Raw genomic sequence first — 21282 nt, forward strand, 5'->3', positions numbered from 1 at the left:
CAGAATATTCACAGGGAGGGTTCTTATGAAAACGATTCGTGCACGTGTAAGGTTCATCCTTATCTCCTCACTCTGCTCCCTGCTGCTTCTTGTAGGCGTATCGACGTATTTATTTATGGAACAGTCGAAGCAGGCCGAAGAAAGACAGATGATTCAGCAGGCCGTAACAGACAGTGAATCCGTCCAAGCTCTCATGAACGAGGTGAAACTGGAACAGCAGCAGTTTTTCAATCAGCCATCAAAAGACCAGGGCGCAGCCGTGGAGACTGCCATCACTGAAGTGAAGGAAGCATCTCTAAGCTATAAAGAAACCTACAGCAGCTACCCATCCATCGAGAAGGGGTTTCAATCGATTTACGGAAGCTCCGAACAGTACATAGAAGAGCTCGGACCGCTGGTGAATATGTTTAAGCTGATAGGCTTTTCCGATTCAGAAGGACTTCGTAAGCAGATACAGGAAGCCTCTGCACAGTTCAGTGAGCTGATCAGCCAATCCGAAAGTCCAGCGCTGGAAAATACCCTGTTGGTAATGAAAATGGATGAGCAGGCTTATTTAAACAATCCAGAGGAAGAACAGCTTTCTGATTTTAAGGAGAGCTCCTCATCCTTAAAAGAGTCCGCGGAGAGTTTGAACCTTTCTGAAGAAGAAAACACTACATTAAGCAGAAGCCTGCTGAAGTATGAGCAGGGCTTAAACACCATCGATAATACTTACGAACAGGCAGGAAACATACGCGCATCGTTCGAGGAAATTGCTTCACAGGTTTCCACCCAGGTGGATCAGGTGATGCAGGCAGCCGGTGAAATGAACGAACGCATGGCTGCTGAGCAGGAAGAACAGCAGCTCTGGTTTACAGGAGGCCTTTTAGCCTTAGGATCGTTGATGCTGATCATTCTCTTCTCAACCGGTTTTCTGCTGATCCGCTCCATCAGTAAATCCATCCAGCAGCTGAAAACAGGGGCCTCCATTATCGGAGATGGAAATTTAAGTCACCGGATCCGGCTTGAAACGAAAGATGAAATGGGCGAACTTGCGGGTCAATTCAATGAAATGGCCGGGAAGATGGAGCAGTCCGTCAGAAAAGTTCTTCAAGCCTCCAGATTGATGAACGACACATCGGAACAGATGTCCTTAGTATCTTCACAAACTTCCATACAGGCCTCGGAAGTTCATGCAGCCATCGGAGAGGTGGCCGCTGGTTCTCAGGAGCAGGCTCAGCAGATTGATGAAACCAATCACTTCATCCACGATGTATCAGAGGCCATTCAACAGACAAAAACAGCAGCAGCAGATATCGCAGGGAAGCTTGACCAAGCGAAAGAAGCTGGAGATGAAGGCCTTCGGACGATGACAGGCTTAAAAGAAACGTCCGATGACTTTATCCGTTTGTCTGATTTAATGACACAGGAAGTGAAAGCTGCGGCCGAGCAGTCCAAAGAAGTCCAACAAGTCGTAACTACGATCGAAGATATTGCTGACAGCACGAACCTTTTAGCCTTAAATGCGGCTATCGAATCTGCCCGCGCCGGAGAATCCGGACGTGGCTTCGCTGTTGTGGCTGATGAAGTGAAGAAACTTGCTGAACGGTCCAAAACAGAAGCACGAAGCATCCAAAGCATGATTGAGCATATGACCGTCCAGATGGATAAGCTGACCAGTGAAGCTGACCAATTCCAACAGTACCGTGCCGCACAGGAATCCTCCGTCCAGCAGACAGAAGTAGCCTTCAAGACGATCGCTTCCCACATCACGTATATAAACGAGCAGACAGGTAAAGTAACGGATGCGGTCAACGAAGTCGAAACAGCCAATGAAGAGGTCAAGAGCCGCCTTCACAATATCAGTGTCATTTCTGAGGAAGCAGCGGCAACATCCGAAGAAGTAGCGGCATCCAGTGAAAATCAATTGTCTGCCATCGAGCAGGTGACACGCTCGGCTTCAGATGTTAAAAAACTGTCCAGCGAACTTGAAGAAGAAGTGAGCGAATTCACTCTTCAACAGCTGATGGAAGATGACGAAGGGCCGAGTGAAAAAGAAATCCCATTAGATAACGATGTTGTTACAATAAAAGACCCCGAATGGAATATACCGGAAAAACGAAGCTCCTGACAAAGAGCTTCGACTGGACTTGAATCAACATCTCTCTCATACTGAAAAAGAAGAAAAGATTGGGAGGGAGAATTATGCAGCTTACCGTATACTTAGCAGGACAGATTCACGATGATTGGCGCAGGGAAATCAAATCCAAGGCAGACGAGAAACAGCTGCCGGTAACTTTTGTCAGCCCTCAGGAAAATCATGCACTGTCCGACGATATTGGGGAAAAAATACTCGGGGACCAGCCCGGTCAAGTGGAACGCGATGATGCGGCCTCTTCCATCAACAATTTCCGTACGAAAATATTATTGAACAAGTCGGATGCAGCCATTGCCTATTTCGGGGAATCGTATAAACAGTGGAACACAGCGATGGATGCCGGAGCTGCGATTCAGGCAGGCAAACCCCTTATCCTGATCCGCCCGGAGTCCCTCGTTCATCCATTGAAGGAGCTCTCCAATCAGGCTGATGTAACAGTAGAAACCATCGAACAAGCCGTTGAAGTCCTTGCCTATCTTTATGAATAAAGCAAGCTGCAGCGACTGCCGATGAAAACCGAATCCAAAATTAGAAAATGGACGGGGGAAATCCCCCGTCCATTTATTGTTGATCAAATTCCCACTGCCCCTTCAGAAGCTGGACAACGTGTGTGAACATATCTTCTCGGTGAATCAGACCATTCGTAAATATGCCGATAGCCCCTTCGTTACTCCGGACATCGTGCTTATCTGCGTATTCGTCCATGACATCGCCTAATTCTTTTCCTTTTTCAAGGCCTGCCTTCACTTCATCCGGCAGTCGAATTCTGGCTCCGCTTGCACTATAGACGTTTTCCTTCTCATCTACAAGAGCGCCCCAGTTGCAAAGGTAGAGATCATCTTCAATTTCCATGACCCCGCCTTCCAGACCGATGCCCAATTTTGATTTATGGTGCGACGCACATTCGCGTGCTCTGTTGATGGCACCTTCCAACGTCTCTTCATCAGAAAAGGGCTGTGCTGCCACTTTTGATTCAACTTCCATTCCTACGACTTCGGCCTCAGGAAACACCCGCTTCACCGAATCAACCTTCGTAGGGTTCTTTGATCCTACATAAATCTTCAACATAACAGGCACCTTTCTCCTTCTCACTTATATTCTTTCAAGGTCCTTGAATTCTTTAGTTCCTATCATTCTAGCATAAAGTCACACCCGCTGACATCAGCACGTGTGACTTTTTGGTGATCTATACGTTCCGGCGGATTTCGTCAACAGTGGATTGATCCGTCGCTTTGACCAGCTTCACGAGAAGCTCTTTAGCTGCTGCATAATCATCCACATGAATGATGGAAGAGGATGTGTGAATGTATCGGGAGCTGATTCCAACAACGGCAGATGGAACTCCATCGTTCGCCATGTGCACCCGTCCTGCATCTGTTCCACCCTGTGAAACAAAATACTGGTAAGGAATATCATGGGTTTCAGCTGTATCCAGGATGAATTCACGCATGCCGCGGTGTGTGATCATGGAACGATCAAGTATACGGAGAAGCGCCCCCTTACCCAGCTGACCGAATTCTTTTTTATCCCCGCTCATATCGTTGGCTGGTGAAGCATCCATCGCATAAAAAATATCCGGCTGGATCATGTTGGCGGCTACCTGAGCCCCACGCAGTCCGACTTCTTCCTGAACAGTAGCTCCGGAATAGAGAACATTCGGAAGTTTTTCTCCCTGCAGTTCTTTCAGTAGTTCAATGGAAAGACCACAGCCATAACGGTTGTCCCAGGCTTTCGCAAGGATTTTCTTTTCATTGGCCATCGGGGTGAACGGGCAGATCGGAACGATCGGCTGTCCAGGCTTGATGCCGATTTCTCCGGCATCTTCCTTGTTATCTGCTCCAATATCAATCAGCATGTTTTTAATTTCCATCGGTTTTTTCCGCTGTTCCGGTGTCAGATTGTGAGGGGGGATGGATCCAATCACACCAACCACGGGCCCGCGATCGGTCACTACCTGGACACGCTGGGCCAGAAGGACCTGGTTCCACCAGCCTCCCAGCGGCTGAAAGCGGATCATGCCGTTTTCAGTGACTTGAGTGACCATGAAGCCTACTTCATCCATATGGCCCGCAGCCATAACCGTCGGCCCCTTCCCTTTCTTCACTCCAAACACACCGCCCAGGCGATCCTGAACGATTTCATCCGAATATTTCCCTAACTCTTCTTTCATGAATTGGCGTACCAGATGTTCGTTTCCAGGGGCACCCGGCAGTTCCGTCAACGTTTTGAAAAGTTCTTGGGTTTCTTGATTCATATGTACATCTCCTTTATTTCCATCTGTTTCTATTTTAACGGAATTGTGAAAACGTTTCTACAAATCCGCCGTTCAAATGAGTTTTGATTTCCTTTTAACGGGAATATTTAGTATACTGGACACTAGAAACTAGTTGTGAGGTGATTGGTTAATGAACTGGAAAAAAGTCGCGATAGCCGCAGGTGTAGGAGCACTCGCCGGTTATATTGTAAAAGAACAAATCAGCAGCAGTCAGAATGTCACTCCTGAAAAGGCACTGAAAATTGCAAAGGAAGCCTTTAAGAAACAGGGGCCGATCAGTGGTTCATGGATTTACATGAAGCCGGAAGAACTGAATAAAAACGGCATCAATTATGATGTGTATCGAGGCGGCATCTCCAAGAACCAGGACGGGGAAACCTCTCAATTCGAATTTTATATCGATACAGACACAGGCACCATTGTGGATGTAGCGGAAACAACGGCCTGACTTATAAAAATACCCTCTTTTAAAGAGGGTATTTTTTTATGTGTAATGATGCTTGTTCTGATCCACCTGATCGATGATTTTTCCGTCCTGGTCGAATTTCAACGCACGATATACAGCATCATGGTAAAACGTATACCAGGCCTCTTTATCATACCCAAATTCCATCCATTTTTTCTTTTCGTGTACAGAAGTCACCGGATAATCATCATAAGCGAGAGCCCACAGCACATTTTGGTGAGCATGGGTCGGCATCAAATCAGCCATGTGGATCCATACATGCTCATCTTCCTCATAAACAAGAACAGCATGGCCGTCACTATGACCGCTTGTATGAATCATCCGCAGGCCGGGCACAACCTCCAGGCTGTCTTCAAAGGTCCGCACCTGATGTTCTACAGGTTTCCAGTTATCCTCCCAGTATGTATTAATAGAGCGTATATTCGGCTCCCGCATTTCCTCCCATTCCGTCCGGCTCGTATAAATAACGGCTTCAGGAAAGGCGGATACCAGTTCTTCCCCCTCCCAGCGGGTTAAACCGCAGGCGTGATCGAAGTGAAGGTGAGTCATCAGGACATAATCAATATCCTCACGGGTCAGATTTAATGCCTGAAGTCCTTGATCTATTTTGGATTCTTCAAGCACTCCGAAATTACGCATCTGTTTTTCATTCATTTTTCCATTTCCAATCCCGGAATCAATGAGAATATGTTTCCCTCCTGCATGCACATAGATGGGATCCGTCCGAAGCTCAATTTGATTCTTATCGTTCACAGGATATTTCTTGCTCCATAGTGCTCTGGGAACAACTCCGAACATGGCACCGCCATCCAAATGAGTTACCCCGCCATCCAGCCAGGTCAGCTCTGCTTGACCGATCGTCAGCTTTTCCACCACTATCACCCCTTCTATAAAGATAGCTCTAGTTTATCATAATAACTAGAGCCTTTGAAAACGTTATCAAGTTGTGAATCTTGCTGTACAACGGTAGATGGGTTGTCCTTTTGCCGAGAATTTCTCTTCATATTCCGTCGGGACATTCAATGGATCCTCATCTGCGTGGAGATCAACGGATACATCCTCAAGAATCATGCCGTATTCAGAAAAACTAACCAGTGAATACTCGAATAATCCTTTATTATCCGTTTTTAACGTGACTCTCCCCTCTTCTTTAAGAACCGCCTCATATTGGGAGAGGAACGTATGGAATGTCAGCCTCCTTTTTTCATGCTTAGATTTCGGCCACGGATCAGAAAAGTTTAAATAAATATGGTCTACTTCATTAATTTCAAAAAGATCGGTCAAATCTTTTGCATTTTCATTGACCATCCTTACATTCTCAGTCTCCGCGTCTTTCACTTTTTTCACCGCGCCGACAATCACACTCTTCACGAATTCAATTCCGATGAAATTGACTTCGGGATGCTGGACACCCATCCCGGCGATAAACTGACCTTTTCCTGATCCAATCTCTAAATGAAGGGGTTGTTCAGGATGGGAAAACAAATGCTTCCAGCTTCCCTTTTGTGCAAATGGAGCCTGGACGACAATCTGATCTTCTTCCCTTAGAAAATCATCCGCCCAAGGTTTATTTCTTAAACGCATGTATGGAATTCCTCCTTCTTATCGATAAAATGGTACCATGAAGACCGGGAAATTGAAAATTTTTTTCTATATTCGCTGTATCTGTACGGATTATGGACCATCCGTGATGATTAAAGCCATTTTATCGGATATATCTTCTACAGAACGTCTGCTCCGTGTATAACGTAAAATTCACCGTTTTAAGGGGGTTGGATTGTAAGCGCTTCCTACTTTATGATGAGTATCGTGTTGATCAATACTGAACGGGAGTGATGAGAAAGCTATGAAATTGATGACAAAACTTTTTGAAGTATCTGTTCTGGCCGTCTTCTCTGTTCTATTCGCAGGATATGCCCTGTTTGTTTATCCGTTTGAAAAAATGTCTGAACGTATGAGTGCAGAAGTCAAAGCCAAAAAACTTAAATATACACCAGCCACACAAAAAACCGCTGCCTGAGGGCAGTGGTTTTTTTATGACGTCTCATTTCCCACTAAAATTCAAGTTCATCTCTATCTCTGAAGAATTTCCCTGTAGGGCCGTCCTCCTCCAGCTGCGAAAGCCATAAAATCCCTTCCATAGCTTCTTCAGGCTTACGCTCTGCCTTTTCTCCACCAAGCTCCGTTTTCACCCATCCGGGACTTACGGAGTTCACTTTCACGTTCTTCCGGCGTGCTGCTCCTGCGAACAATCTCGTTAAGGCATTCAAGCTGTACTTGGACGCTTTATAGGCACCAGCCATTGGAGCGTCCATCGCCTGACTGACCCCCATCTCTGCAGCAACATTTACAATCCGGCCATAATTATTCTTCAGCATCACAGGCATAAGGCTGCTCATGAGAAAATAAGGGCCAAAATAATTCACAAGCTGAATATCTTCAAAGGTAACGGTATCAATATCCAGGATGGAACTTCTTTTATCAGGAAAGATCCCGGCATTATTAATCAGTACATCGATTCGACCGTCCTCTTTAAGAATTCTATCCCTGACTTCATCCATTCTATCCGGCTGGGCCACATCAAGGAAAATTTGTTGGACGTCCAGTCCCTCTTTCTGAAGACGGGAAGCGGCTTCGTTTCCCTTTTCTTCATCCCGGGACCCCAGCCACACTTTAAAGCCCGTTTCGGCCAGCTGACGGCACGCCTCAAAACCTATGCCGCGGTTTCCTCCTGAAACGAGTACATTTTTCTCCATACCCAATCCCTCCATTTTAATGACAGATATCCAACGATACCCGCCTGTTTGGAAGATTGATCCTTTTAATGTTCTGGACCTGTTCAAAAAAAGCTTATGCCGCGGCGGCATAAGCTTTTTCTCTATTGGACGTTTATATTATTCCATGCTGCTTCATGATGGTTTTTAACTTTTCTGTTCGTACGGCGGATTCATGGTATTCTCCCCGCATTTGATGCCACTGAATAAATGAAAGCGCCTGGGAAATCGAGTACCATTTCATCCGCTGGAACATGTGGGAGTCAGGCCGGATGCCGTATTCCTTCATCCATGTCTCCCAGTAATCCTCTGGGATATAGTTATATAAAAGCATTCCGAGATCCAAAGCGGGATCAGCTACCATCGCGTTATCCCAATCGATTAAATAAAGATGATCTTTTGCGGATAACATCCAGTTATTATGATTGGTATCACAATGACAGACGACGTGAACATCATGTTGGACATTCCGTACTTCCTGATCCAGGTATCTGACGGCCTGATGAATTTCAATCCTTGGATCCACCTTATCCAGAACCTTTTGATTTTCCTTGATATCCAAAAGTATCTCATCAGGGGTTAAAGGATGCTTACCCAGTCTCATTAACATATCCAGCAGCTCAGTGGAATGGTGGATCTTACTTAACAGGGCGGCTACCCGCGGGTGCTTCATCTCTTCCGGATTTAATTCCCGCCCGTCCAGCCATTCCTGGGCAGTAATGACATCCCCATTCTCCAGCCTTTTGGTCCAGATCAATTTAGGGACGATCCCTTCTGCGGACAGGACGGCTAAAAAAGGTGAAGAGTTGCGTTTTAAAAACAGCCGCTTCTCATCTGTCTGGGCATAGTAAGCTTCCCCTGTCGAACCGCCTGCTGGTGTTATTGTCCAATTACTACCGAGTATATGTTCCAACCAATTCACCTTCAATTCCTCAAATCCTCTTGTGATCGAATCACGTCTTTATTCATTCAGTATACCGTACTTTTGTCATTATTCGAAATATACCCTGCCGATTCAATAGTCACCTTAGAATAGATTAACTCATTGATCTGTCAAGTTTCAAGAGATATCTATGAATTGCTCAGGAATGTCGTTTTTGATGACGCTTTCTTGATCAACCATTCATCCGAGCGAGAAGGTTGGCCGTCCGCCTGGAAAAGTGTCCCCTGATTTGTACGGACATGGACCCTATCCGCTTCCCACTCAACCACTTCCCTCAAAGCTGTATGTTTTCCAATGAATACGCTTAGAAAAAGGGCCAGCAATTTCCGCTTGGATAGAGCTCGAACGAGAATAACTGAGAGGCGTGGATGGTGGATGCCTGCTCTGGGTGCAATTTTCATCCCGCCCCCGAAATAAGGATGATTTGTAATCGTCATCATCATGACTTTTTCAATAACAGGAGGCTGATCATCAAGCTTCACTTCCACTTCCACAGCTTTGAACCACTGCAAAGCACGGACAAGAGCCGCGGGGTAGATCCATTTCGTTAAATGAAGGCGGCGCATCCACAACCGAAAGGCAGGGCGGTCCGCATAGGACGCCACTGCCCCATCAAATCCGATACCAACACTGTTCAAGAAGGTTCTTTTCTGCCCATTGTGCACCTGGTAGTTTCCCAGATAAACATGGTGCTCCCGCGGCTTACGGAGGACGGCTTTGAACAAATCTGGAATTCGTGACTTTACTCCCAGTCCCCGTGCAAAATCATTCCCTGACCCGGCTGGTAAAAAACAGATGGGGACAGGCCGTGACGGATTCCAGCCATTGATCACTTCATGAAGGGTGCCGTCTCCACCAAGAACTAAACAAGCTTTCAAGGAAGGCCCCTGAGATTTTGACAGGTCGGCCGCCAGTGCTTCCGCACCAGCAGGCGCTTCTGTGAAAAACGTCTGAATATCCCGGCTGTGGTAGTCGGACGTTTTCTTAAGCTGTTGATACAGCTTTAATCCCCGGCCGTTTCCCGCCGCAGGATTCACAATCAGAATATACATGAGCCCCACTCCCTGCGAGTTGAATGACTATACTTTATGATGACTACTCCAGTATACTACTAGTATAAAAGGAGGAGAAGCACATGAGGAACAACTGCCTTTCATGCGGGACTATTTTCACAGTCCCTGATCAAGGAAAACTGGTCATTAAAGAATCCTATTTCAATCACTTCCCAAAACCACTGCCCTTAACGGTGGAAGATAAAGACGAGGTCCACACTGTATTTTCCTACCGAAGTCACGAGGAGCTGAAGGGTGCACTTGAACAGTGGAATGACGGGAATATTCCCCACATCCGTATTCACGTTCTAGACCCTTCCACGGATCGTTCCCATCCAATCCCTTTGACACACCTCTACAAAAGGATTACCCGTCCGGATCTCGTTTCGATTATTCATAAGGGTGAGTTTCAAGCCCATTTACAGCCTATCATGGATATAAAAATGAAAAAGGTGATTGGATACGAAGCTTTACTGCGGACGAATCACGCCTCTATCCATCCAGGTGAGCTGTTCTCTTTTGCCAGTGATGCGGGACTACAGTCGATGCTTGACCAAAAAGCAAGAAGAGCGGCCGTAAAAGCAAAAGCTGAACATTTACAAAAAGGAGAAAAGATTTTCATCAACTTCCTCCCCTCCACCATTTATGACCCGGACTTCTGTCTGGCTCATACCTTCCAAATGGTCAAGGAATACGATGTCCCTTCGGAGGACCTTGTGTTTGAAGTCGTGGAAACAGAGAGAATTACAAACGTCGATCACTTAAAAACGATCTTGGAGAAATACAAAGCTTCCGGAATGAAAACAGCTCTTGATGATGTGGGGGCCGGATACAGTTCTTTGGAGATGCTTCGCTTACTACAGCCCGATTATGTCAAAATTGACCGTTCCTACATTCAGGACTGTCATATCCAGCCGGAGAAACAGGCCTTTCTTAACCAAGTAATGGCTGACGCAGGCAGACTTACTATCGATGTCCTGGCTGAAGGGATTGAAACCCTGGAGGAATGGAACTGGCTTGCCGCTCTGGGTGTCCACTTCGGCCAGGGCTATTTGATCGGCAGACCAGCTCCGGTTCCACATGCCGCTATTCTTCCATAGGTTCCTCCGTATCCCATTCGGCTCGTTTTACCGCACTTGTCCGGCAGTGTTTCAAGAGAGCTTCTGCCGTTTTCAGCTGCTTATGCTTCAAAGGGGTGCTCATCTGTCTTTTCTCATAAAGCCAGCGTTCATACTCATTGTTTCCTACATAGATCGTCTGGTAGGGCTCCTGTGTTTTTTCAAATGACAAGGAAGGGGATAACACCACTTTAGTGTAAGGGAATTCAATATCGTATTTTCTAAGAATGCTCCTTACAAAGGTTTCCGTACGCTTCAAGGAAATCAGCGGACTTTGGACTTTCCGCTGAACGTTACCTTCTTCCAGCATCCACGTGTGTTCAGACTGCACATACGCCGTCTCCCCCTTCCGGGCAGGCAGAGATGTAACCAACTCCAGCCCATGCGGACCAATCAGGATGTGATCGATTTCCAATTCTGCGTTTCTCAGCTGAGCGACCGGTTCATACATGAGCAGGTAAGTATCCGGGAAGCGCTGCAGATAAAAAGAGAGGGACGGGTCGTCCTTGTAGGCTGGATGCAGAAAGGATTTTTTCTGCAGGGTGGTCGTCGCCCATTTCAATTGAAAAGGAAGCAGCCCATCCAGATAGTACTGCTTCAGCTCCCTTAATGAGCGGGGCTGTTTTTCCACCATCATGGATGCTGCTTCTTCACCAGCGTCTCCAAGCCCTTTATCCCGGAATAAAGCTTTCCACCACGGGATTTTTTCCGGTTCAACTTCTACAGAATCCGGAAGCTCATTTTGAAAGTCCAGCCGTCCCTGCTCGTACAGGGACCGCATTTTCGTCCAGTTCTCCTGTTTCAAACGGATAAACTGGGCGGGATATTGATACATATTCACTTCATATCTGGAGATATAATCATTCAGTTTAATTAGTTGAGCCATTGCCATCCCTACTTTTTAATTCAATGGTGAACACTTCTTGATATTTCGGATGTTCCCCGGGGTGGATCCTGAATAACGTTACATGGTCCATAATCATCGGGAACTTCTGTTGAAATACAGGGGGAACGTTGCTTAACGAGAGCGGAGACTGCCCTTCCGCCTGTTTTTTTGCCAGTGTAATATGGGGGTGAAACTTCCTTCTTTCCCGATCCCATCCGGATGCAGCCGCCGCTTTCTCTACCTGTTGGTACAGCTTCTCCAGCTGCGGGGCCTTTTCCACTTCAGCGAGGAAGACCCGTGGGGACTGCGGGTGGCCGAAACCACCGGCGGGTCCGATGGTGATTGAAAAAGCATCCGGCAGCTCCTGCTGGTGGAGGATTGTAATCAACTTGTTTATTTTTTCATCGGATGCCGGTCCCAGAAACTTTAGGGTTACGTGAAAGTCTGAGGGATTCGTCCATACTTTGTACTGCATATGTTCCCTCAGTTCCTGCTGCCATAGAAGAAGATGATCTGCCGCTTGTTCTGTCTTCAGGCCGATAAAATAATGAGGGTCGCTCATGATCCCGCCTCCGTTTCCTTAGTCCTTTTATTTTGTCAGCCGGTAAAGGCTTTCTGCATAAATTTCCATTGCTTTTACCATATCCTTCAACCTGACGTGTTCATCAGACTGATGCGCAGTATCCGGACTGTCGGCAAACATCGCCCCGAAAGCGACCCCGGTTGTCAAAGAACGGGCATAAGTGGCTCCTCCAATGGACAAAGCTTCTGCCTGCCCGCCGGTGGCTTCGTTATAGACGGACAGCAGCGTCTGTACTAAAGTATCCTCCTTCTCAACATAGAGAGACGCCAGATGATCATAAATCTCTACTGTTCCTCCGTTTATTTCCAGCGCGTTGTGCAATCGTTCCATAACCTGCTCTGCGTCCGCCGTTACAGGATAGCGGAGGTTCAGCCCGACTCTCCATTCTTCCTTTGTCTTTTCCAAAGAACCCAGATTTGAGGTTAATGGTCCGGATACGTCATCAGACATGTCCAAACCGAGACCACTGCCGTCCGTGTCTGTAAAGCAGGCAAGCAGCTGAGAAACAAGTTGATGGTCGACTTGAGGAAGCGGGAGGGAGAAGAGAAAGCCCAAAAGGTCTATCAGCGCGTTTTTTCCTGTTTCCGGACGGCTTGCATGAGCTGCTTTCCCTTTGAACACAATTTGGACAGACTCTTCTTTCTCCTTCAGGTATGCGTCTGCTTGATGTTCGTTTATGTAGGCATCAAAAGCCGGCCGAACAGCCCCTGACAATTCGACTACGGCCTCATCCGGTACCATATTCAGCGGCCCTCCCCCTTTCACACGTAAGAGGCGGATGTCATCTTCTGTGTCCGGTGCAGCAGGATACGCAGCATAAGCATCAAGCAGCCCTTTTTCGGCATGAATTACTGGAAAAGAAGCGTCTGGAGTGAAGCCGGCCACAGGCATAGGCTCCCTTTTAAAATAATGGCTGATCCCCTGCCAGTCCCGCTCTTCATCTGTACCCAGGATAAGCCGGATTCTCTTCTTAGGCTGGAATCCTTGGTCCTTCAGCATTTTCATGGCCATATAAGCAGCCATCACAGGTCCTTTATCGTCCTGGGCTCCGCGTCCGTACAGGTTATTATCCCTTACAGCAGCTTCAAAGGGCGGAGATGTCCACCCTTCTCCTGCAGGAACAACATCAAGATGGCCGAGCACCCCGATGATTTCGTCTCCTTCTCCGAATTCGATGTGTCCAGCAAAGTCGTCGATGTTCTTTGTTACAAACCCGTCTTTCTCTCCAAGCGCAAGCATATGGGATAAGGCCTGCTGTATGGCGGGTCCAAATGGTGTATCCTCGTCTTTCTCATAAACACTTGGAATGCTGATCAGTTCACCAGCATGAGTAAGGAAGGTATCCAAATACTCTTCACTTAATTTTTTGAAATTCATGATTGTCCTCCTTTAGAAAGAATGGCGTCATACGTGGCTTTATCACAAACGGCATAAAGTTCTGCGTTCTCAGGGATCGGCTCGTCCAGCTTTCGATTAATCGCCAGATCATTCCGGTCTGCGATAAGGGTGGCTCCTTCAGATAGAAGATTTTGAAAAGCATCCCGGTAGGTACGCCACTCTGAACGTGTCGGAATGTAAAAGAGGTCCTCTCCTACAGAACGCTTCAGAAGCTGTCCATAAATTCCAGAAACCCCTTTTCTGAATGCTGCCCGGACTGCCAAAGAGGAAATCGTTTCACTGGAGACGATAAACTCATCCACCTGGGCATGCTTAAAGTTATTGATGTGTTTTTCCTCCATCACTTCAACGATCGTATGAACACCCGGAGCCAGATTTTCAACGGATGAAGCAATCAGAAGTGTTTTTCCATCAATCATCTGATTGCTGGTCATCTGGTCATCAGCAAAAATCAATACAGCTTTCGCTTTTGTAATATTGGCTTTTTCCAATGTGCTATGATCTCCAGCATCTCCTTTTATGTAATGTATGTTTTCTGAAAGCATAGGAGCTTCCGGTAGCTGATCGATCAATACGATTTCACAGTCTTCATGCGTATCCAGCATTTCCTTCACAGCAAATTCTGTTTTCTGGGACCAGCCGATAATAACAAAATGGCCTTGATCTTTATACACGATATCACCTTCCAGACGTTTTTTTCTATAAATGGCCAGGCTATCAACGACCTTACCAATCACAATTCCAATCAAACCGATTCCGAAGATATATAAAAACATGGCTATCAGCCGCCCACCAGCACTGATAGGAGAATAATCCCCGTAACCTACAGTGGTTACCGTTGTCATGACCCACCAGAACCCATCGAATAGTGTCGGGAAGGTATCATTTTCCACGATAACGATCAAAATACTGGATAGAAGCAGCAGGGCTATGCTTGCTAAAAAAAGGACAAGATTATTGACCTTCACCATTTTTAAAAGAATTTTCCTGAAAAAGTACAATTTCATGCCTCCGATCTTTAATAATCTGTAAATAAGGTGAATAATCTGTAAATTGAGAGGATTATAGTAGCACGATACCTTTCATTATTGTAGAATGAAACCAACTTCAGAGATTCACTGGCACCACAAGTTCCATATAATGACGATTAAGGAGTGGTTTTTTGAATCATCCATCATCACGTATGCTCACCCGGATCAAAGCTGTCTACCTTTACATTAGAGAAAAAGGGACAGTCACGACAAATGAGTTAGCAGATGAGTTTGGTATCACTGATCGCACAATGCAGAGGGACTTAAGCATATTGGAATACAATGGACTCGTCGCCAGTCCACACCGTGGAAGGTGGTCAATCACTGAAAAGAGGGTCAAAATCTCTTAATTGAATCATTATCTCTTCTTATATAGATGACACCCGGTCGTGGACCGGGTGTTTTTTTGCTTATTCTCGAACTTAGAGGTTTGTTATATTCATCAAATACTCCAGTTCCTCATCCGTCAGCTCACGGTATTCTCCAAGCTCCAGCTCTTCATCAAGAACCAGTTCCCCCATTTTAATCCGCTGGAGATACACAACTTTCTTTCCTACAGCTTCGAACATCCGCTTCACCTGATGGAACTTGCCTTCGGTAATCGTAAGTTCGATTTCCGAAAATTCATCAGAAGAAAGAATCACCAGCTCTCCCGGCTTCGTATGATAGCCGTCATCCAGAGTGACACCTGCAGCGAATTTTTCCACATCGCTCTCAGTGACTTTCCCTTCAACACGGGCAAAGTAGGTTTTTCCCACGTCTTTTTTCGGGGAAGTCAACCGGTGGTTCAGCTGACCGTCATTCGTGATCAGGAGCAGGCCTTCTGTATCCTTATCGAGTCTCCCGACAGGAAACGGTTCAAAGACGATATCCTCCGGCTGGAGAATATCGATCACTGTCGTCTCATGGGGATCTTCGGTAGCGGATATTAAATCCCCTGGTTTGTTCATCATCAGATAGATATATTCACGGTATTCCACTTCGTCGCCCATAACCGTCACTAAGTCTTCCTTGGGATCTACATGGGTTTTCGGGCTTTTTTCCGGTTCGCCATTGATGCGGACATGGCCGCTCTTCAAAAGGCCTTTCACCTCTTTACGAGTTCCATAGCCCATATTGGCAAGCAGTTTATCAATTCTCAATCCTATTCCTCCTTAGCTGCGCTTCAAAAACTTATCCAGCACACGGACTCTTCCGCCGAGTACATGTTCAAGCAGTGTCGTCTTGTAGGCTGTCCACAAGTAGACGATCCCGCCCGCCCCGATACTGAATATCAATACGATTAGAGCATCCAGACGGTTCTCGGTGGGTTCAAATACAAAACCGAGCAGCCATTTCACTAGAAGAACCGTTACGGCCATGACTGCTGTCAAAATGACGACAAGCAGAGTACGCTTCAGCAGCTGCTTGTAAGAAAAGTCGATGGTCGTAAAAATACGCCAGAAGTTCAGGCTGACAGCTGCAGCGACACCGATGCCTGTCGCTAAAATTGCTCCTTTGGCGCCAAGCAGCTGAATCAACCACCAGTTCAGGCTGACTTTTAACAAAATCCCTGTTCCGAGACTGACAACAGCAAAATTCTGTTTATTCACCCCTTGAAGAATCGAAGAAGTGACCGTATATAAGGCCAGGAACAGCCCTACTGGTGCATACCACCTGAGAAGATCTCCGCGGTATTCTACCTCATCCACGCCGTAAAACGTTCCATACGCTTCCCACGCGACGACAGATAAGCCGGCGACAGCAGGGATGATCAGCAGCGCAACGATCTGGAGGGCCTGGTTGATCTGTTTGTTCAGGCGGTCCATCTCATTCTTCGTAAACGCCTGTGTAATCGCCGGCAGCAGCGCGAGTGATAAACCAAGGCCGAGAGTAACCGGAATCATAATCAATTTATGACTTAGAAAATTTATGATGGAAAAAGCATTATTATATTCAGCGCCTGAGGCCTTAATCGCTTTTTCCAAAGTAAACTGGTCCACCAGCTGGTATAAAGGCGTAGCAATCCCGACCAGAATGAAAGGACCGGCATAGGTGAACAATTCCTTGAACATTTCCTTATTGGACAAGCCGTACGTATATTCCTGAGCCTGTATTTGATTTTCCAGGAAAGGTTTACGCTTTCTCCAATACACATACAGAACGATACAGGAAGCAATCCCTCCGATAAAGGCAGCAAATGTTGCAAAACCGACCGCCTGATGGACTGGGCCGCCCAGGACCTGGACAATAATAAAAGCGGAGGCCAGAAGGAAAACAATTCGGACGATTTGTTCAACGACCTGTGATACAGCCGTAGGGGCCATGGACTCATGTCCCTGGAAAAACCCGCGCGTAATACTCATCGGCGGGATAACAAGCAGAGCAAAACTGACCATCTGAATGACCATTGTTGCATGGTCGAGGCGGTCAGAGTCTGAGCCGATTGTCCAGACAGCTACCTGTTCAGCTGAGAAGTAAAGCATTAAAAAGGCGATCACTCCTGTGATGGACATCAGAGTCATCCCGGCTTTCAGCATCCGCTGACCGGTCTCGTAATCACCAAGCGAGTTGTATTTGGACACAAACTTGGAAACAGCGACAGGGACGCCCATACTCGATAAGCTGAGCAGAATGCTGTAGGGAACATAAGCAATGGAAAATAGGTCGGTCCCGTCTGTTCCCACCATATTTTCAAACGGAACCGTATAAATCATTCCCAGGAACTTGGATAGGAAAGTTCCTGCAGTCAATAACAAGGTACCTTTAAGTATTTTTGACATAATTCGCTTTTCACCTTCAATTTTATTGTAGAATCGACCTCATCTATTTTATCATAGATAGAGGATAAACAAGGAACGAATGAGATAAGAAAGGGACGACATTTATGAATTACCACGTAACCGTCATCGGCGGAGGGCCCTCAGGGCTTATGGCAGCCATCGCTGCTGCTGAACAGGGTGTAAGTACGCTCTTGATTGAAAAAGGAAAAAAGCTGGGCACCAAGCTTGCCATCTCCGGAGGCGGGCGCTGCAACGTTACGAACCGCCTTCCAGAAGAGGAAGTCATCAAACATATACCAGGAAACGGAAAGTTCCTATACAGTCCATTTTCTGTTTTTAACAATTACGATATCATTGATTTCTTTGAGGGGCTTGGAGTGGCGCTCAAAGAAGAAGACCACGGCCGGATGTTTCCTGTCAGTAATAAGGCCAAGGATGTTGTCCAGGCCCTTTTGAACCGGATGGATGAATTGAATATCGAAGTAAGAAAAGAAACACCTGTGGATGCCATTCATTACGGGGAAAACGAGCACCAGATCATTCTGAAGTCCAAAGAGAAGATACAAACGAATGCTGTAGTCATTGCGGCCGGAGGAAAAGCTGTCCCGCATACCGGATCTACTGGAGACGGTTATGCATGGGCGAAGAAAGCAGGCCATACGATTACAAAACTGTTTCCGACAGAAGTGCCTCTGCTGTCAAACGACACTGTAATTAAACAGAAGACTCTTCAGGGGCTTTCTCTACGGGGGGTGAACGTATCGGTATTAAATCCGAAAGGCAGAAAAATCATCACCCACCGGATGGATATGCTGTTCACTCACTTCGGCCTTTCCGGCCCTGCTGTTTTACGCTGTTCTCAGTATGTTGTGAAAGAGCTGATGAAGGGCCGCTCACCTGTTCAGGTGGAGATTGATGCTCTTCCTGACCAGCATGAACAATCCCTGCTCGATGAGCTTCAGAAAACAATGAAAGACCAGCCCAAGAAAGCTTTTCGGAATGTAGTCAAAGGGATGGTTCCTGAACGTCTGCTCGACTATGTATTGGATCAGTCTGAAATCGATCGTGAGGATAAGGCGGCGAACTTGTCCAATCAGCAGCTCCACCAATTCGTTCAACTGCTGAAACACTTCACCGTTCATGTACACGATTCCCAGCCGATCGAAAAAGCTTTCGTAACAGGCGGCGGTGTTTCTATCAAGGAAATCGTCCCGAATACCATGCAGTCGAAATTCATGCCGGGACTTTATTTCTGTGGAGAGGTTTTAGACATTCACGGATACACCGGCGGATACAATATTACATCAGCAATGGTCACCGGCCGTGTAGCGGGCATGCATGCAGCATGGGAAGCAATGGCATGACAAAAAAAGTCGAGAAAGGGTCAGCCCTTTCTCGACTTTCTTTGATTATATTCTTTTTCCCGGCCAAGCTCCCGGTTGATCAACAGCTGCATCCCTTCCCGGTCCTCCTGGGTGATGACCGGATCCTGCTCATGCCAATCGACCATATAAATAATATAGAAACGCCGTACCCTTCGGAAGTATACGGTTGAATGTGGAAACTTATCAAAATATCCGCGGACCATTTTCCTACGTGAATAACTCCATCTCGTCAGTTGTATGATGATCACCCCGAACATATATTCTCCCAATCAGTATAACGAGGAATCTATGAAAATACAACCGGTATTACCAAATAAAAGCAAGTCCTAAAAACGAGAATAAGAGGCTGCTGAAGAGGTACAGATATCCATAGGCGTGCAGCCGGTCCCACCTGTTCGTCAAACCGAAAACACCTGCGATAGCCAGCCATACAATCACAGCCACAAAAATCATGTGCTGGATTTCTCCAATGTCTTCTTTCAGAGAAACAAGATAAAACCCAAGGGGGAGAAGCAGCAAAAGAACGGCATACTTCCAATTCCAAAATGTATTGCGTTTTCTTTCAAAATGAACCATTTCAAACGCTCCTTCATTCCTTATGTATACACCTTCCCGCCTATATTTTACCACACTTTCAAATGTTCATGGATGGATCATACCCTTATCTAATCAAAAAAACACCCGGTCATGGACCGGGTGTCTTTCATGAATTAAAAGTCTACATCTTTGCCATAGTAAGCAGCGATGAACAATTGTTTCATCTGCTCTACAGAAGTTTCACGAGGGTTTGTTCCAGTGCATGGATCTTCTACAGCATTGGCAGCCATTTGATCCACATGCTCTTTAAACAATTCTTCCTCTACACCAAAGTCTTTCAGTGTATTTGGTACATCCATCTCTTTATTCAGATTGCGTACCCATTCAATCAGACCATTTACGAGTTCTTCATCTGTCTGTCCGGAAAGGCCGATCCGGCGGGCAAGAGCTGCATAGCGGTCTTCCACTACACTTCGGTTGAATTGAATGACATATGGAAGATAAATCGCGTTCGCACAGCCGTGTGGAACACCAAAGGTAGGTCCACTCTTATGCGCCAGACTGTGCACATTTCCGAGAACAGCATTCGCAAAAGCCATGCCTGCCATCGCTTGAGCATAGTGGACTTTTTCACGGGAATCCTGATTGTCTTTATAAGAAGCCAGGAGGTGCTGATCCAGTGTCTCCAGCGCCTCAATGGACAAGGCATCTGTGAAAGTCGTCCTCGGTTTAGCCACATAAGCTTCAATGCTGTGTGTTACAGCATCCATACCACTATAGGCGGTCACGTGCTTCGGCATGGATTCAACCATAACCGGGTCAATGACAGCAAGGTCCGGTGTCAGGTCAAAATCAGCCAGTGGATATTTCACCCCTGTTTCTGATTCTGTAATGACAGAGAGGTTGGAAATCTCTGATGCTGTACCACTTGTTGTCGGGATTCCGATAAACTTCGCTTTCCCTCTTAGAGCAGGCAGATTAAATGGCTCCATTGCGTCCTGGAAGCTGAGCTCCGGATGTTCATAGAAAATCCAGAAGGCTTTGGCAGCATCCATTGGGGAACCGCCCCCGATACCAATAATCCAGTCCGGCTCATAGTTTTTCACTTCTTCCAGATGATTGTTAACTAAGTCCGTAGACGGCTCTTCCGTAATACCTTCTATGACTTTCGTTTCTATATCCGCTTTGGATAAATGTTGTTTAATCGTATCCAGATTTCCGTTTTCTTTTACTGAGCCTCCGCCAATAACAAGGAGTGCCCGTTTGCCTTTGATGTCCTGAAGGATTTCAAGGGCATTCTCACCAAAGTATATATCGCGTGGGATTGTAAATCGATTCATGTTCATACCTCCAAACTAGATTTGAACTCACAGAGGGAACATAACCGTTTACCTGCTATGTTAAACACAGCAGCAGGCTTATGGAACAGATTTGTGACCAAAGACTCGGTTTCCCCACTTTAAAACCAGTCCTTTAGACACGTTTCTTTATTTCTTCATACGAGAACATAAAAAAACCCTTCAGGATCATCCTGAAGGGTTCGTGTGACGTGGCAGCGTCCTACTCTCACGGGGGTAAACCCGACTACCATCGGCGCTGAAGAGCTTAACTACTGTGTTCGGCATGGGAACAGGTGTGACCTCTCCGCCTTCACCACCACATCAATATAAAGTTTGAGGTAAACCCTCAAAACCAGATAAGGAAACACTATTGATTAAACATCATTCACGAAGTTCAGTCCGGCTGCAGCTCCTAAATCCTCGCTGTTCTAAGCACACCTTCTTCAAGACTGAAAAACACAGCCTTTACGAATGTTTGCTTAGCCAGTCGGATTTGACCAGTCGCTTTCGCCTTCTTCATATAGATAAGTCATCGATCCATTAGTATCCGTCAGCTCCACGTGTCACCACGCTTCCACCTCGGACCTATCAACCT

Annotated in this window: 23 protein-coding genes and 1 rRNA gene; 7 read left to right on the forward strand and 17 right to left on the reverse strand. The window is 46.4% G+C overall.

Going from position 1 to position 21282, the window contains the following annotated elements:
* Nucleotides 1–25 precede the first annotated feature (25 nt).
* A complete protein-coding gene (locus QMA39_RS07975; protein WP_281658344.1) occupies nt 26–2110 on the forward strand; it encodes a methyl-accepting chemotaxis protein in 2085 nt (694 codons plus the stop codon).
* 74 nt (nt 2111–2184) lie between these two features.
* Nucleotides 2185–2625, forward strand: coding sequence for a YtoQ family protein (locus QMA39_RS07980; protein WP_281658345.1), 441 nt, complete (start codon nt 2185–2187; stop codon nt 2623–2625).
* Nucleotides 2626–2698: 73 nt separating this feature from the next.
* Here the strand turns inward: QMA39_RS07980 and QMA39_RS07985 are convergent, their stop codons facing one another.
* Nucleotides 2699–3202 (reverse strand): DUF84 family protein, encoded by a 504-nt coding sequence (locus tag QMA39_RS07985; protein WP_027955103.1) that lies wholly within the window; start codon nt 3200–3202, stop codon nt 2699–2701.
* A 121-nt stretch (nt 3203–3323) separates the two neighbouring features.
* On the reverse strand, nt 3324–4391 hold the full coding sequence (locus QMA39_RS07990; RefSeq protein ID WP_206935610.1) for a M42 family metallopeptidase: 1068 nt from the start codon (nt 4389–4391) through the stop codon (nt 3324–3326).
* Nucleotides 4392–4542: 151 nt separating this feature from the next.
* Between QMA39_RS07990 and QMA39_RS07995 the strand changes: the two genes are divergently transcribed.
* Nucleotides 4543–4860 carry a PepSY domain-containing protein gene (locus QMA39_RS07995; RefSeq protein WP_027955101.1) on the forward strand — a complete coding sequence of 106 codons (318 nt, stop codon included), beginning with the start codon at nt 4543–4545 and terminating at the stop codon, nt 4858–4860.
* A gap of 36 nt (nt 4861–4896) precedes the next feature.
* Here the strand turns inward: QMA39_RS07995 and QMA39_RS08000 are convergent, their stop codons facing one another.
* Together QMA39_RS08000 and trmB are read right to left on the reverse strand one after the other, a co-directional pair.
* On the reverse strand, nt 4897–5751 hold the full coding sequence (locus QMA39_RS08000) for an MBL fold metallo-hydrolase (RefSeq protein ID WP_027955100.1): 855 nt from the start codon (nt 5749–5751) through the stop codon (nt 4897–4899).
* A 66-nt stretch (nt 5752–5817) separates the two neighbouring features.
* Nucleotides 5818–6462, reverse strand: coding sequence for a tRNA (guanosine(46)-N7)-methyltransferase TrmB (gene trmB, locus QMA39_RS08005; protein ID WP_281658346.1), 645 nt, complete (start codon nt 6460–6462; stop codon nt 5818–5820).
* A gap of 262 nt (nt 6463–6724) precedes the next feature.
* Between trmB and QMA39_RS08010 the strand changes: the two genes are divergently transcribed.
* The gene (locus tag QMA39_RS08010) at nt 6725–6898 is read left to right on the forward strand and encodes a hypothetical protein (RefSeq protein ID WP_169516195.1); all 174 of its coding nucleotides are present in this window, start codon (nt 6725–6727) and stop codon (nt 6896–6898) included.
* 34 nt (nt 6899–6932) lie between these two features.
* Here QMA39_RS08010 and QMA39_RS08015 read toward each other — a convergent pair whose 3' ends face one another.
* The 3 genes from QMA39_RS08015 to QMA39_RS08025 all read right to left on the reverse strand — a co-directional run bounded on the left by QMA39_RS08015 (nt 6933) and on the right by QMA39_RS08025 (nt 9647).
* Nucleotides 6933–7634 (reverse strand): SDR family NAD(P)-dependent oxidoreductase, encoded by a 702-nt coding sequence (locus QMA39_RS08015; RefSeq protein WP_281658347.1) that lies wholly within the window; start codon nt 7632–7634, stop codon nt 6933–6935.
* A 133-nt stretch (nt 7635–7767) separates the two neighbouring features.
* Complete coding sequence (locus QMA39_RS08020; protein WP_035531968.1) at nt 7768–8565, reverse strand: phosphotransferase family protein; 798 nt, start codon at nt 8563–8565, stop codon at nt 7768–7770.
* Between the two features lie 158 nt (nt 8566–8723).
* Nucleotides 8724–9647, reverse strand: a complete 924-nt coding sequence (locus QMA39_RS08025) for a YegS/Rv2252/BmrU family lipid kinase (protein ID WP_281658348.1) — start codon at nt 9645–9647, stop codon at nt 8724–8726.
* A gap of 83 nt (nt 9648–9730) precedes the next feature.
* Between QMA39_RS08025 and QMA39_RS08030 the strand changes: the two genes are divergently transcribed.
* Entirely contained in the window at nt 9731–10747 is a 1017-nt protein-coding gene (locus tag QMA39_RS08030; protein WP_281658349.1) for an EAL domain-containing protein, read from the forward strand.
* On the opposite strand, the gene QMA39_RS08035 is transcribed toward QMA39_RS08030, so the two are convergent.
* The 4 genes from QMA39_RS08035 to QMA39_RS08050 are packed head-to-tail and all read right to left on the reverse strand — an operon-like array spanning nt 10734 to nt 14633.
* On the reverse strand, nt 10734–11651 hold the full coding sequence (locus QMA39_RS08035) for a nuclease-related domain-containing protein (protein ID WP_027955095.1): 918 nt from the start codon (nt 11649–11651) through the stop codon (nt 10734–10736). The genes QMA39_RS08030 and QMA39_RS08035 overlap by 14 nt on opposite strands.
* Entirely contained in the window at nt 11635–12213 is a 579-nt protein-coding gene (gene thpR, locus QMA39_RS08040) for an RNA 2',3'-cyclic phosphodiesterase (RefSeq protein ID WP_281658350.1), read from the reverse strand. The genes QMA39_RS08035 and thpR overlap by 17 nt, the downstream gene beginning before the upstream one ends.
* A gap of 27 nt (nt 12214–12240) precedes the next feature.
* Nucleotides 12241–13611, reverse strand: coding sequence for a dipeptidase PepV (gene pepV / locus QMA39_RS08045; protein ID WP_281658351.1), 1371 nt, complete (start codon nt 13609–13611; stop codon nt 12241–12243).
* Nucleotides 13608–14633 (reverse strand): potassium channel family protein, encoded by a 1026-nt coding sequence (locus QMA39_RS08050; RefSeq protein WP_281658352.1) that lies wholly within the window; start codon nt 14631–14633, stop codon nt 13608–13610. Before QMA39_RS08050 ends, pepV begins: the two co-directional genes overlap by 4 nt.
* Before the next feature lie 161 nt (nt 14634–14794).
* Here QMA39_RS08050 and QMA39_RS08055 point away from each other — a divergent pair, with 161 nt between their 5' ends.
* Nucleotides 14795–15013, forward strand: a complete 219-nt coding sequence (locus QMA39_RS08055) for a DeoR family transcriptional regulator (protein ID WP_027955092.1) — start codon at nt 14795–14797, stop codon at nt 15011–15013.
* 72 nt (nt 15014–15085) lie between these two features.
* Here the strand turns inward: QMA39_RS08055 and QMA39_RS08060 are convergent, their stop codons facing one another.
* Complete coding sequence (locus QMA39_RS08060) at nt 15086–15805, reverse strand: pseudouridine synthase (protein WP_281658353.1); 720 nt, start codon at nt 15803–15805, stop codon at nt 15086–15088.
* Nucleotides 15806–15817: 12 nt separating this feature from the next.
* Nucleotides 15818–17425, reverse strand: coding sequence for a polysaccharide biosynthesis protein (locus tag QMA39_RS08065; protein ID WP_281658354.1), 1608 nt, complete (start codon nt 17423–17425; stop codon nt 15818–15820).
* Nucleotides 17426–17529: 104 nt separating this feature from the next.
* On the opposite strand from QMA39_RS08065, the gene QMA39_RS08070 reads away from it, so the two are divergent.
* Nucleotides 17530–18789, forward strand: a complete 1260-nt coding sequence (locus QMA39_RS08070; protein WP_027955089.1) for an NAD(P)/FAD-dependent oxidoreductase — start codon at nt 17530–17532, stop codon at nt 18787–18789.
* 20 nt (nt 18790–18809) lie between these two features.
* Here QMA39_RS08070 and QMA39_RS08075 read toward each other — a convergent pair whose 3' ends face one another.
* The 4 genes from QMA39_RS08075 to rrf form a co-directional block, all read right to left on the reverse strand.
* A complete protein-coding gene (locus tag QMA39_RS08075; protein WP_027955088.1) occupies nt 18810–19067 on the reverse strand; it encodes a hypothetical protein in 258 nt (85 codons plus the stop codon).
* A gap of 49 nt (nt 19068–19116) precedes the next feature.
* Entirely contained in the window at nt 19117–19386 is a 270-nt protein-coding gene (locus QMA39_RS08080) for a hypothetical protein (RefSeq protein ID WP_206935624.1), read from the reverse strand.
* Nucleotides 19387–19520: 134 nt separating this feature from the next.
* Entirely contained in the window at nt 19521–20687 is a 1167-nt protein-coding gene (locus QMA39_RS08085; protein WP_281658355.1) for an iron-containing alcohol dehydrogenase, read from the reverse strand.
* A 207-nt stretch (nt 20688–20894) separates the two neighbouring features.
* Nucleotides 20895–21008 (reverse strand): 5S ribosomal RNA (rrf, locus tag QMA39_RS08090).
* Between the last annotated feature and the right edge of the window lie 274 nt (nt 21009–21282).

The organism is Halobacillus sp. Cin3 (assembly GCF_947311855.1).
In the GTDB taxonomy this organism is placed as follows: domain Bacteria; phylum Bacillota; class Bacilli; order Bacillales; family Halobacillaceae; genus Halobacillus; species Halobacillus kuroshimensis.

Bases quoted from the DNA above. Each gene is read 5' to 3' on its own strand.
- QMA39_RS07975 (WP_281658344.1), top strand. From the start codon at position 26: ATGAAAACGATTCGTGCACGTGTAAGGTTCATCCTTATCTCCTCACTC.
- QMA39_RS07980 (WP_281658345.1), top strand. From the start codon at position 2,185: ATGCAGCTTACCGTATACTTAGCAGGACAGATTCACGATGATTGGCGC.
- QMA39_RS07990 (WP_206935610.1), bottom strand. From the start codon at position 4,391: ATGAATCAAGAAACCCAAGAACTTTTCAAAACGTTGACGGAACTGCCG.
- QMA39_RS07995 (WP_027955101.1), top strand. From the start codon at position 4,543: ATGAACTGGAAAAAAGTCGCGATAGCCGCAGGTGTAGGAGCACTCGCC.
- trmB (WP_281658346.1), bottom strand. From the start codon at position 6,462: ATGCGTTTAAGAAATAAACCTTGGGCGGATGATTTTCTAAGGGAAGAA.
- QMA39_RS08010 (WP_169516195.1), top strand. From the start codon at position 6,725: ATGAAATTGATGACAAAACTTTTTGAAGTATCTGTTCTGGCCGTCTTC.
- QMA39_RS08015 (WP_281658347.1), bottom strand. From the start codon at position 7,634: ATGGAGAAAAATGTACTCGTTTCAGGAGGAAACCGCGGCATAGGTTTT.
- QMA39_RS08025 (WP_281658348.1), bottom strand. From the start codon at position 9,647: ATGTATATTCTGATTGTGAATCCTGCGGCGGGAAACGGCCGGGGATTA.
- QMA39_RS08030 (WP_281658349.1), top strand. From the start codon at position 9,731: ATGAGGAACAACTGCCTTTCATGCGGGACTATTTTCACAGTCCCTGAT.
- QMA39_RS08035 (WP_027955095.1), bottom strand. From the start codon at position 11,651: ATGGCTCAACTAATTAAACTGAATGATTATATCTCCAGATATGAAGTG.
- thpR (WP_281658350.1), bottom strand. From the start codon at position 12,213: ATGAGCGACCCTCATTATTTTATCGGCCTGAAGACAGAACAAGCGGCA.
- pepV (WP_281658351.1), bottom strand. From the start codon at position 13,611: ATGAATTTCAAAAAATTAAGTGAAGAGTATTTGGATACCTTCCTTACT.
- QMA39_RS08065 (WP_281658354.1), bottom strand. From the start codon at position 17,425: ATGTCAAAAATACTTAAAGGTACCTTGTTATTGACTGCAGGAACTTTC.
- QMA39_RS08070 (WP_027955089.1), top strand. From the start codon at position 17,530: ATGAATTACCACGTAACCGTCATCGGCGGAGGGCCCTCAGGGCTTATG.
- QMA39_RS08075 (WP_027955088.1), bottom strand. From the start codon at position 19,067: ATGTTCGGGGTGATCATCATACAACTGACGAGATGGAGTTATTCACGT.
- QMA39_RS08080 (WP_206935624.1), bottom strand. From the start codon at position 19,386: ATGGTTCATTTTGAAAGAAAACGCAATACATTTTGGAATTGGAAGTAT.
- QMA39_RS08085 (WP_281658355.1), bottom strand. From the start codon at position 20,687: ATGAATCGATTTACAATCCCACGCGATATATACTTTGGTGAGAATGCC.